The 11,716-nt window shown below is 64.5% G+C and carries 9 protein-coding genes; 4 read left to right on the forward strand and 5 right to left on the reverse strand.

The window, feature by feature from the left end; all coding sequences use genetic code 11:
- Window positions 1-6 precede the first annotated feature (6 nt).
- Entirely contained in the window at window positions 7-330 is a 324-nt protein-coding gene (locus tag F562_RS0116875) for a WXG100 family type VII secretion target (RefSeq protein WP_018158153.1), read from the reverse strand.
- Window positions 331-492: 162 nt separating this feature from the next.
- Between F562_RS0116875 and F562_RS19790 the strand changes: the two genes are divergently transcribed.
- Together F562_RS19790 and F562_RS0116885 are read left to right on the forward strand one after the other, a co-directional pair.
- The gene (locus tag F562_RS19790; protein ID WP_040385388.1) at window positions 493-1,245 is read left to right on the forward strand and encodes an ABC transporter ATP-binding protein; all 753 of its coding nucleotides are present in this window, start codon (window positions 493-495) and stop codon (window positions 1,243-1,245) included.
- A gap of 3 nt (window positions 1,246-1,248) precedes the next feature.
- Window positions 1,249-3,792 carry an ABC transporter permease gene (locus F562_RS0116885; RefSeq protein ID WP_018158155.1) on the forward strand — a complete coding sequence of 848 codons (2,544 nt, stop codon included), beginning with the start codon at window positions 1,249-1,251 and terminating at the stop codon, window positions 3,790-3,792.
- Here the strand turns inward: F562_RS0116885 and F562_RS0116890 are convergent.
- The 4 genes from F562_RS0116890 to F562_RS0116905 all read right to left on the reverse strand — a co-directional run bounded on the left by F562_RS0116890 (window position 3,789) and on the right by F562_RS0116905 (window position 9,831).
- Window positions 3,789-5,828: a HelD family protein gene (locus F562_RS0116890; RefSeq protein WP_040386155.1), complete on the reverse strand. Its 2,040-nt coding sequence runs from the start codon at window positions 5,826-5,828 to the stop codon at window positions 3,789-3,791. The genes F562_RS0116885 and F562_RS0116890 overlap by 4 nt on opposite strands.
- A gap of 302 nt (window positions 5,829-6,130) precedes the next feature.
- A complete protein-coding gene (locus F562_RS19795; RefSeq protein ID WP_018158157.1) occupies window positions 6,131-7,591 on the reverse strand; it encodes a S1C family serine protease in 1,461 nt (486 codons plus the stop codon).
- A gap of 54 nt (window positions 7,592-7,645) precedes the next feature.
- Complete coding sequence (locus tag F562_RS19800; protein ID WP_018158158.1) at window positions 7,646-9,118, reverse strand: sensor histidine kinase; 1,473 nt, start codon at window positions 9,116-9,118, stop codon at window positions 7,646-7,648.
- An 8-nt stretch (window positions 9,119-9,126) separates the two neighbouring features.
- Window positions 9,127-9,831: a response regulator transcription factor gene (locus F562_RS0116905; protein WP_018158159.1), complete on the reverse strand. Its 705-nt coding sequence runs from the start codon at window positions 9,829-9,831 to the stop codon at window positions 9,127-9,129.
- Window positions 9,832-10,013: 182 nt separating this feature from the next.
- Between F562_RS0116905 and F562_RS0116910 the strand changes: the two genes are divergently transcribed.
- Together F562_RS0116910 and F562_RS0116915 are read left to right on the forward strand one after the other, a co-directional pair.
- Entirely contained in the window at window positions 10,014-10,385 is a 372-nt protein-coding gene (locus F562_RS0116910; RefSeq protein ID WP_156822703.1) for a MarR family winged helix-turn-helix transcriptional regulator, read from the forward strand.
- Window positions 10,382-11,665: an MFS transporter gene (locus tag F562_RS0116915; RefSeq protein ID WP_018158161.1), complete on the forward strand. Its 1,284-nt coding sequence runs from the start codon at window positions 10,382-10,384 to the stop codon at window positions 11,663-11,665. The genes F562_RS0116910 and F562_RS0116915 overlap by 4 nt, the downstream gene beginning before the upstream one ends.
- The last annotated feature ends 51 nt before the right edge of the window (window positions 11,666-11,716 follow it).

Here is an 11,716-nt window from a genome sequence, read left to right on the forward strand (position 1 = left end):
CTCAGCTCAGACTGGTGTGAAGGTGCTGCGCGCTGTCTGCTCGACCAGACGGTAGTCGTCGGCGGTCTTGCCCAGGGCTCGGCTGATCCGGGCAAGTGAGTCCTTCACGTTGCGCTGCTGGCGTTCCCAGTCTTGGTAGAGGGCCGCGAACTGGTTTGACGCGCTTCCGTGCCACTGACCCTGCAAGCCCTGAAGCTGGCGTTGCATCAGGCCCATCTTGGTCTCGATCTCCCGAGCAATATTGCCTACCGATCCGCCGTGGTTGCTGATCGCGTCGGCATCGACGGTGAACCGGCTGCCGCCACCACCGCTGGGTGTTGCGTTGACCATGTCAGTCTCCTCATGTCGCGCTTCCCATGAGTGGGAAGCAGGTGTGCTTGAACGGTACGCAGATGTGGCAGGCCGCCTCCGAAGTTATCCACAGGGCCGTTCAGGGGAGACTCAGGGGATCACCCCGGTGTGACGCCGCCACCGAGTGCCTAAAGTCAGTACATGACTAGGAACGGGGCGGCGCGGGCCGTGGGGTTGACGAAGTCCTATGGGTCGGGCGCGGCCGAAGTGACCGCACTCGATCAGGTTGATGTCGAGCTCGGCGAGGGCGAGTTCACCGCGATCATGGGCCCATCCGGGTCGGGCAAGAGCACGCTCATGCATTGTCTGGCGGCGCTGGACCACCCCACCAGCGGGCAGGTATTCCTCGGTGATGACGAGATATCGGCTATGAATGACAAGAAGTTGACTGAGGTGCGCAGAGACCGGATCGGCTTCGTCTTCCAGGCGTTCAATCTCGTGCCGACCCTGACCGCCGAAGAGAACATCGTCCTGCCGCTGGCCATCGCGGGGCGTACGCCGGATCGCGCGTGGTTCGATGAAGTCATCGACACCATCGGGCTTCGGAATCGCCTTAAGCACAAGCCATCTGAGCTATCCGGTGGGCAACAGCAGCGTGTCGCGTGCGCACGCGCGCTGGTCAGTCGACCGGCGGTGGTGTTTGCGGATGAGCCGACGGGAAACCTCGATTCCGCATCAAGCGCTGAGGTCCTCGCGTTCCTGCGGCACAGCGTGGATGCCCTTGGTCAAACGGTGGTCATGGTGACCCACGAACCGGTGGCGGCCGGAGGTACCGATCGGGTGGTCTTCCTCGCCGATGGTCGCGTGGTTGACGAGATGCGTGAGCCCTCGGCGCAGCGCGTCCTTGACCGGATGAAGTCGATGGGCCCTCGCCGACCGTCTCTGGGGGACTAGACGATGCTGCGTGCCACGTGGAAATCGTTGTGGTCGCGAAAGATTCGGCTGTTTCTCAGCACATTTGCGATCGTGCTCGGCGTGGCCTTCGTCGCTGGTTCTCTCGTGTTCACCGCGACGCTGGACCGCGCCTTCCAGAGCATCATGACCGGCTCGGTGAGCGACGTGACGGTCCAGACCAAGGGCGCGGCGGCAGATGGTTTCTCGGGCGAGAGTCGGAAGGTTCCCGAGGGGATCCTGGATGACGTGCGTAGCGTCCCCGGAGTCGTACGCGCTGAGCCGGGGGTTGCCTCCTTCTCAAGTTTCGTGGTCGATCGGGACAACAAGGTGGTAGGCGGCGGGGGCGCGCCGGGCATCGGTCTGGCCTATCACGATGCGCCGGCCGCACACGGCATACCTGGACTGCGGATCTCCGAAGGAAAGGCGCCGACCACAGCAGATGAAGTGGTGATGGACCCGCGTACTGCCGAGCGCGCAGACTACCGAGTGGGGGACACCGTCACCGTGGTCACGGCGGGCGAATTGCCCCGCGTACGAGCAAAACTCGTGGGATTGGTCTCCTACTCCAATGGCAGCGGGCTGGCCGGAGCAAGCCTGGTGGCGTGGGACCTGCAGACCGCGCAGCGCCTTTACCTCAGCGGCCGCGGGTATAGCCAGATCTGGGTGGTGATCGACCAAAGCAAAACCCAGGACGAGGTACGCGACGCGGTGGCCAAGGTGCTGCCACGCGGTGTCGAAGCGGTGACTGGGGATCAGTTGGCTGACGAGAGCGGCGACGCGATCAAGGAGGCGCTGTCCTTCATCACGACTTTCCTGCTGATCTTCGCGGGCGTGGCGCTAGTCGTCGGGTCGTTCCTCATCGTCAACACCTTCTCGATTCTGGTCGCCCAGCGCAGCCGCGAGTTGGCGCTGCTGCGGGCGCTGGGCGCCTCGCGTCGGCAGATCACCCGGTCGGTGCTGCTGGAAGCCGTAGTCGTGGGAGTGGTTGGTTCCACCGCGGGGCTGTTTCTCGGAATGTTGCTGGCGCTGGGCATCAAGTCCCTATTCGGGCAGTTTGGCCTCGACCTGTCGGGGACTCCGTTGCAGTTCACCACAACTGCCGTGGTGGCGGCCTATGCCGTCGGCATGATTGTCACCGGGGTGGCCGCCTACCTACCGGCCCGCCGGGCCGCCCAGGTTGCTCCGGTCGCCGCACTTCGCGACGAGGTCGCGCTACCGGAACGGCTGCTGATCCGTCGGGCGCTTGCCGGTGTGTTCCTGATGCTCGTCGGGGCCGGACTTGAGGCGTGGGTGCTCACCGGTGACCGTGCCGGGGAGACAACATTTTTGGGCGCTGGGCTTCTCCTGGTGATCGTGGGCGCAGTGCTCGCCTGCCCGGTGCTTGCCCGGCCGATCATTCGTGGCCTGGGTGCGGCCTTCCGAGCGGTGTTCGGCACTGTCGGCAATCTGGCCGAGCAGAACGCACTTCGCCAGCCACGGCGGACGGCCGCGACCGCCTCCGCCCTGATGATCGGGTTGGCTCTGGTGTCCATGATGTCGGTCTTCGGCGCGTCGGCATCCCGAAGTGTCGACAAGGTGATCGACGAAAACTTCGACGGTGACTATGTCCTGTCCGGCAATTTTGGATCCCCCTTCTCCTCGTCAATCGCGCAAGAGATGGAGAGGGTCGACGGTGTCGAGACCGTCGCGCCGGTTCGGTTTTCCAGCGCGACTATCGACGGGAAGAAGGGCCAACTCCTCGGTGCCGTCGAGCCCAAGTCGATCGTCAAGGTCACCGATATCGAGATCGCGCAGGGATCCCTGACCGACTTCGACGGGCGGTCGGCCCTTATCAATGAAGATCAAGCCAAAACCCTTGGTGTGAAACCTGGTTCGCGAATCACGATCTCCCGCAGTGGCAAGTCGACGCCGCTCACCGTGGCCGCAGTCATGAAGGAGAACGCGGTCCTCCCACCCGTTGTCACCACGCTGGCGACTCACGCCGCACTGAAGGGCTCACCACAGGACAACTACGTTTACCTCACCCGAACGCCCAGTGCTGATGCGAGCGCCGTGCGAACTCAGCTGGAAGCCATCATCGAGCAATCCCCCACGATCACGCTCAAGGATCAAGACCAGTTCAAGACCGAGCAACGGGAGCCTATCGATCAGATGCTGCTCCTGATCTATGCCCTGTTGGGACTTGCGGTGGTCATCGCAATCCTGGGCATCGTGAACACCCTCGCACTCTCAGTCATCGAGCGAACCCGTGAGATTGGATTGTTGCGAGCAGTGGGCCTCAGCCGCCGACAGCTACGCCGAATGATCCGACTCGAGTCGATCATTATTGCGGTGGTAGGTGCCGCGCTCGGCGTGCTCATCGGCACGGGATTCGGCATCGTACTTCAACGTTCGCAACGTGCGGATGGCGTTGCGGTGCTGGCGATTCCGTGGGGCCAGTTGCTGGTCTTCGTTATCCTCGCGGCTCTTGTCGGAGTTCTTGCCGCGTGGTTCCCGGCGCGCAGGGCCGCCCGACTCGACGTGCTGCGAGCCATCGGTTCCGACTAGGTGCGACTGAGTGCCTCCGGCAGAGGCTCGCTGTGTAGTACGACCAACGTCGAGACCGCACGAGTCAGCACCACATAGAGGCGTCGCAGCCCAGTTCGGGCGTCTGGTTCAGCCTCGGCGATGGCTCGCGGCTCAAGGACGAGCACCGTGTCGAACTCCAGACCTTTCGCCACCGAGGCGGGGACGACCTGCACGTCATGGTCTTCCCCATCACCATGGTCCTGGTCGAGCCGTCCAAAGGGAACCTTCGCGGCGGTCAACGACGCGCAGGGCTGCTCAATCTGCGCATCTGGGGCGATGATGCCAATCGAACCAGGCTCGCGCTGAGCGTCGAGCACCCGCCGAACCAGTTCCTGGTGTAGGTCGGCGGTTGACGTCGGCACGATGTCGAGCCGACCAGGGTTGTCTCGCACGGATACTGGCATCCCCAGCCCTGGGGCCATGTGTGGCAACAGTTGCGCGGCGTACTCGATCACCGCGGCGGGCACTCGGAAACCGCGGTCGAGGACCTCAAGGTGGTAATCCGATTTGCCCAGGTGCGCCATGGACTCCTCCCACGAGGTGGTGGACCACGGGGTGGTGCCCTGCGCAATGTCGCCGAGGACGGTGAGTGAGCCTGTCGAACTGCGTCGGCCGACAGCGCGCAGTTGCATAGGCGAGAGATCCTGCGCCTCATCCAGAACGACGTGGCCGAGGCTCGGGGTGCGCTGCACCTGGTCGGTGATCTCGTCAAGGAGTGCCATGTCGGCATCAGTCCAGCGTGCAGCGCCCTTGGTGCGCGGCGCCTTGTCCCAGCGCAGGAGAGCCTGCTTCTCAGGGCTCAGGATCCCGTCGGCGGCCTGGGCCAGTGCTTCCTCGTTGGACCACAACCCGAAGAGCACGGCCTGTGCGTCGATGGCAGGCCAGATCGAGGACACGTATGCCTTCATCGGCGCTGACCGCGCGACGGTGTCTTGCACCCGGTCGTCAGGAGACTCGCCGGAGCGCTCGAGTTTGAGCAAGACGGCGTGCGCGAGGCGCTGCGGGAGCATCGCGCGCGCTGCCTCGTAGCGCACGCCGCGGCTCATCAACTCATCCAGGATTTCCTGCACGTCGTAGGCGGGAATCCGCCATTTGCGGACGCCGCGAGGGACGACCAAGGGCTCGGTGGCGGCGCGTACGTGGGCCCACACCGCGCGGCGGACTACCTCTGCAAGGCGCGAATCACCTTTAAGGACAGCGACTTCAGCAGAGTCCACGGCACGTACGCGGCCGTGCTGGAGAAGGGTCTCGAGGGTGTCATGGCCGACCCGCGCCTCGCCGAGTGCGGGCAGGACGGCGCTCACGTGATCGAGAAAGGCCGCGTTGGGTCCAACGACGAGCACACCAGAACGGTCGAGGCGGTCACGGAAGGAGTAGAGGAGCCATGCAGCGCGGTGTAGTCCCACGGCGGTCTTCCCGGTCCCCGGTGCGCCCTGCACGCAGATGGTGGTTCCGACATCAGCGCGCACAATGATGTCCTGCTCGGGTTGGATGGTCGCGACAATGTCGCGCATCGGGCCACTGCGCGGACGCTCAATCTCTGCAGCGAGAATGTGCGAATTCTTTTGTGGCGCAACGTTCTCGACGAGGTTCTCATCCTCGATCGCGGTGAGAGCGCCGCGGTCGACACCGAACCGGCGGCGTCGTACGACACCCATGGGTGCCGTACGGGATGCTCGGTAGAAGGCCGTCGAGACTGGCGCTCGCCAATCGATGACCACGGGTTCGCCGTGTGCGTCGGAGACGTGCCGCCGTCCGATGTACCAGGCTTCGTCGTCGACGGTGTCGACCCGGCCGAAGAACAACGTCGTTCGGGGGTCGTCCTGGAGCGCGGCGACCCGGCGCGCCAGAGCCTCACCGAGAGCGATGCCTGAGTCTGCATCGCTGGCCTTGCTGGCATCGAGACGTTCGACGGCCGCGCGCATGCGGGCCAGTTGGGCGCGGGCGTGGTCGAGGTAGTGCTGTTCGCGGGCCAACTCACTCGGCCCGCTGGTATCTGGCGGATGATCTGGCATGGACGTTGAGCGGGAAGGCATGAGGGCGTCACCGATCTCGTCGGAGGGGATGTGAGGGGGAGATCCACGATAGGCCATCGTCCGCGCTCATACCTGAATATGGCTGGAGTAACGCCGGTCGAGCTGCGTAACGCCGGTCGAGCTGCGTAACGCCGGTCGAGCTTGTCGAGACATGACAGCGGGGGCCGCGCCGATGGCGCGGCCCCCGCGGGCTCCGGAACTCCGTCACGCGCTCCGGGCCTATCCGTCCGAACCAGTGCTGAGGGAGGAAGGGAGAAAGACCAGCACTGGCCCGGGCTACGTCACGAGCTAGGGGCAGTCCCCAACGTCACCGTGACGTTCTGGCGCTTCCCGTCCCGCACGACGGAAAGCTCCACACGCTGGCCCGGGGTGCGCTCGCGCACCTGCCCGACCAGCGAGGTCGAGGAATCGACGGACTCACCGTCGATCGTCAGAATCACATCGTCCTTCTTGATGCCCGCCTTGTCGGCGCCGCTGTTGTTGACGACGGTGGCGACCTTCGCGCCGCTCACGGTCGCGCCCTCGAACTTGGCCGAACCGTTGGTGGCGGACACGCCAAGCTGGGGGTGCTGCGCCTTACCGTCGGCGATCAGCTGCTTGGTGATGTTCTTGACGACAGTCACAGGGATAGCAAAACCGATCCCGATGTTTCCGCTCTGCGAACTGCCTGAAGATCCGCTGAGCGACGCGATCGAGGAGTTGATTCCGATGAGGTCGCCACCCCCGCTCACTAGCGCACCTCCGCTGTTGCCCGGATTGATTGCCGCGCTGGTCTGGATGGCGTTGGTCACCACCTGCTCACCGCCTTGGCTTTGACCCGGAGCGCCCGGAGCGTTTTCCTCCTCGCCCCCACCTTCCTGCTGGGTGCTCACCGGCCGGTTGAGTGCACTGACAATCCCGGTGGTCACCGTGCCGGCGAGCCCGAGTGGGTTGCCAACGGCCATGACGGGCTGCCCAACGGTGATTTTGTCGTCGTTGCCGAGGGTGACCGGCTTGAGGTTGGCTGGCGGGTTCTTGATGCGGATGACCGCAAGATCCGTGGAGGGGTCGGTGCCGACGACGGAGGCTTCGTACTCTCTCTTGTCGGCCAGCGTGACCTGCAACTTCTGGCTGCCGGCGACGACGTGGTTGTTGGTGACGATGTTGCCCTTGTCATCCAGGATCACCCCTGATCCGCTGCCGCCTCCCGTGGCGTTGGCGGTCGCGATCGCGACCACACTGGGCGTGACCTTGCCGGCCGTCGAAGACCAGTTGACCGAACCCGCATCGGCGTAGTCAGCCGGATCGCCTTGAATCACCGTCGTATTGCCCGCCGCAGTCGGTGAGGAGTCGCTGGTGCTGCCTTGGGTCAGCGCATAGGTGCCACCGCTGGCGAGTACGGCAGCGAGTAGCGCAGCGAGTGGTACCGCGGCGCGGTTGCGGCGCGGCTTCGGCTCAGTCGCGACCGGAGCTGGGGCGTACGGGCCTTGCGGCGGCGCGGCACCAAACGCCTGGGGAGCCTGCTGATGCTGCGGCGCCCACGGGTTCGTACCGGGCTGTCCGCTCTGCTGTGGTCCGCCCGGCTGTTGTCCGCTCTGTGGCTGGGCGCCATAGTGCGGCTGCTGAGAGTGGTGCTGCGGGGGCGCCTGGCCGTCGCCTCCAGACTGGTTCTGCGGGGCCTGATGGCGTGGTAGTGGCGCGGCAAATGGCTGCGTCGATTCAACGTTTTGCGGCCCAGTCTCGTCGGGGCGTTGCTCGTTCATCGTGTGCTCCTCTGTCGCAGTTCACCGTGTTGATCTCGACTGTGCTGCATGCGCCTAGCCGTCATCTTGTGCTGGGCTGTGTGGTTCCTGTGTAAATCTCACCACGAAGGTTGCGCCCCCTCCGGCAGTGTCCTCCACGGTGACATCGCCCCGGTGCGAGGACACGATGGCGTGGACGATCGCCAGTCCGAGCCCGCTTCCGCCAAGAGCGGTATTTCGCGAAGACTCGCCACGATAGAAACGTTCGAAGACTCGGTGTCGCTGGTCGGGCGGAATACCAGGACCGTGGTCGCGTACGGCGAGCACGGGTCCGCTATCGGTCTGTCCGACCAAGACCTCGACCGGTGTGCCTGGTGGGGTATAGCGCATGGCGTTGGTCAGGAAATTGCCCAGAACCTGTCGTAGTTGTGCCTCATCACCGATCACCGACGTGGGCGTGACTGGCCCATTCCAACCCTGAAGCCGTATCTCTCGGTCGGGGTCGCGGGCGCCGGCGTCTTGAACGGCCTCAGCGGCCAGAACGGTGAGGTCAACGAGCTCAGGGATCAACGGCCTATCGGCGGCGAGGTCGCGGCGGTCGATGCGAGTGAGGAGCAGGAGATCCTCCACCAGCGCGCTCATCCGAACGGCTTCGTCCTCAATTCGGCGCATGGCGGAACTCACATCGTCCGGGTCAGTCACGGCGCCCTGGCGGTAGAGCTCGGCGTAACCGCGGACCGTTGCCAGCGGCGTGCGCAATTCGTGTGAGGCGTCTGCGACAAAACGGCGCATCTGATCTTCAGAGGCCGAACGCACGGCGAAAGACTGCTCAATGCGACTCAGCATCATGTTGAGCGACTGCGACAGGCTGGAGATTTCGTCCTGCGTCGAGGTGGGTGGGATCCGTCGAGTGAGGTCGCCAGCAGCGATGGCCTGCGCGGTGTCCTCGATTTGGCGTAGCGGTCGGAAGGCGCGCCGAATAAGGAACCACCCGAGCATGGCGGTGATCGCGGCGGCGAGCAGGCTGATGAAGATGGTCGACCACCGCAACTGGGTGATCGTGGCGTCGGTCGTCGCCAGGGGCGCCGCGACCGTCATGGTCGAATTCGTGGATGGTCCCGGGTAGGCCACCACGATCCAGCGGTCGTCGCCGTCACGGGACGGGACGATGAAGGAACGGTGGTGCACGACGAACTCGTGGGTGGGGCTGATAGCCGGGATGTTTGGCTCATCGGGGCCGGCGCCGCTGGGCGCCTCACCGTTGACCTGGATCGCCACCGAGTAGACGCCGTAGCGCTGGCTGGTGGAGGCGCTCGGGATCTCTTCGAGGCCGTACTTCACTTGTGATTCGATCTGACCAGCAGAATTTTGGAGTTCGGCTGCCTTCTGTCGAATCACAAAGTCCTCGACCCGGAAGGAGGCCGCGAGGCCCGCGATGGCCAAGGCCGTCACCAGGAGGCCCACGGTGACGACGACCAAGCGCAGGCGGAGCGGGACTCCGTGCAGCGCTTCGCTGACGGGCCCGCGGAGCGGATGAGCATCGCTCACGATGTGGGTTAGTCCCGCGGCTCACGCAAGACGTAACCCACTCCGCGCTTGGTGTGAATCAAGGCAGGCCCTTCGGTGTCGACCTTGCGGCGTAGGTAGGAGATGTAGGACTCCACGATGCCGGCCTCGCCGCGGAAGTCGTAGTCCCAGACGTGGTCGAGGATCTGTGCCTTCGAGAGCACTCGGCCCGAGTTGAGCATCAGGTAGCGCAGCAGTTTGAACTCGGTGGGGGAGCACTCGATGACGCGCCCGGCGCGGCGTACCTCGTGCGAGTCTTCATCGAGTTCGAGGTCGGCGACGACCAGTGCAGCGCTTTCGGCGTCTTCTTGGGCTTGAGTGCGACGCAGTACCGCGCGAATGCGCGCCACGACTTCTTCGAGGCTGAACGGCTTGGTGACGTAGTCGTCGCCGCCCACCGTCAGCCCCTTGACCTTGTCATCGACTGAATCCCGCGCGGTGAGGAAGACGATGGGCATGTCGTGACCGTTCGCACGCAACTTGCGGGTGACGGTGAAGCCGTCCATGTCGGGGAGCATCACGTCAAGGACGGCCAGGTCAAGCGGGTGGTCCTCGGCGTTGGCCAGGGCTTCCTTGCCGTCGGCGGCCGTGTGCACCTCGAATCCGGCGAACTTCAGGCTCGTGGCGAGGAGCTCGCGAATATTGGTCTCGTCCTCGACGATGAGCAGACGCGCTTCGGGGGTGGTCGTGGTCATCCCTGCATGTTGCCTGACCATTCTGAACGCCTGCTGTGAATTGACTGTGGGAGATGGCTCGCCGCTATCTGATATGATAGTTACGTTAAGTAACTACTTGGAGGCGAACAATGCCGGAATCGTCGTCGCGGGTCACGCCCGCGGTCCGACGGAAACTCGCGGTCGATCTACGACAGGTCTGCATGAAGATCAGTCGGCGCGCGCGCTTTGAAAGTGCGGATGCCATTGCGCCGCATCAGTTCTCAGTGATGGCGCACGTGGAGAAGGGGCTCGACCGGCCAGGTGCGCTCGCCCGTGAAGAGAGAATCAGCGCCCCATCTCTGACCCGGACCGTCAACGGGCTGGTGGAGCGGGGCCTCGTCGAGAGCAATGCTGACCCGGACGATGGGCGCGCTCGGGTGATCACCCTCACCAACGCCGGGAAGCAAGCCCTCACGGACGTCCGCCGGTCGCGTGACGCGTGGATCATCTCCCGCATCGAGGATCTGACCGACCAGGAGTGCCAGACCCTGCGGGAGGCTCAGGACATCTTGTCCCGGGTGGCGCGCGCATGAGCCCGACGTTCGCCTCCCTTTCCATTCGTAACTACCGCATCTACTTCTTCGGTGGGCTGCTGTCCAACACCGGCACGTGGATGGGGCGAGTGGCCCAGGACTGGCTTGTCCTGGTCGAACTCACCAACCATGATGCGACCGCTCTCGGCATCGTGACGGCCCTCCAGTTCCTGCCCGTTGTGCTGCTCGCGCCCATTGCGGGTGCGCTCGCTGACCGGTTCAAGAAGCGGCGAGTGTTGGCCGTGACGCAGAGCGGACTCGCCGTGACGTCGGCCATCTTGGCGGTGCTCACCCTCACCGGCGCCGTCACGCTGTGGCAGGTCTATGTCTTGGCTCTCCTGCAAGGGATGTTCACGGCGGCCGACAATCCCACGCGCCAGGCGTTCGTGTCGGAGATGGTCCCGCCGGAGCGGCTAGGAAATGCGGTCGGGCTGGGTAGCGCGAGTTTCAACGCCGCTCGGTTGATCGGCCCGGGTGTTGCTGGACTGTTGATCGCCATGGTCGGCACCGGATGGACCTTGGTGGTCAACACTTTCTCGTTCGTCGCGGTGCTCGGTGCCCTGTGGTTGATGCAGGGCTCTGAACTTCGACCAGCACCCCGCGGCAAGGGCAAAGGCGGAATTCGTGAAGGTCTTGCCTATGTCAAGCATCGGCCGGATCTGCAACTGATCATGGTCCTGGTATTCGTGCTGGGGACCTTTGGCATGAACTTCCAAATTACGACGGCGCTCATGGCCACGACCGTCTTCGGCAAAGGTGCGACAGAGTTCGGCCTACTGGGGTCGATTATGGCGATCGGTTCGCTCTCTGCCGCGTTAATGTCCGCGCGACGCTCCGAGCCGCGGCTGCGCGTCCTGCTCATGGCTCTTGCGGGTTTCGTGGTGGCCTCTGCGGGTGCCGCCACGGCCCCGACGTACACGCTGTTTGCGCTGTGGCTCATTCCGGTCGGGCTGATGGCACTCACCGTGCTCCCCACGGCCAACACCATGGTGCAGTTGAGTGTGGCGCCACACATGCGGGGACGCGTGATGGCGCTCTACATGGCCGTTTTCATGGGCGGTACGCCGATTGGTGCACCGCTCATCGGCTGGATCGGTGACGAGTGGGGAGCGCGCTGGACGATCGGTATCGGGAGTGTGGCGACCGGGATCGCGGTGGTGGCTGCAACCATGTACATCATGCGCTCCGACGACCTCCGTATTCGCTACCGCTTCCACGAGCGGCCACACCTACAGGTGCGCCGCAATGACGAGTCCGTCACGCCCGAGCGGGTCGCATGATGTCGCCACGCTTTCGGCGAATCGTTGTCATCGTCGCCCTGGTTGCCCTGC

It is taken from the genome of Demetria terragena DSM 11295 (assembly GCF_000376825.1).
In the GTDB taxonomy this organism is placed as follows: Bacteria; Actinomycetota; Actinomycetes; order Actinomycetales; family Dermatophilaceae; genus Demetria; species Demetria terragena.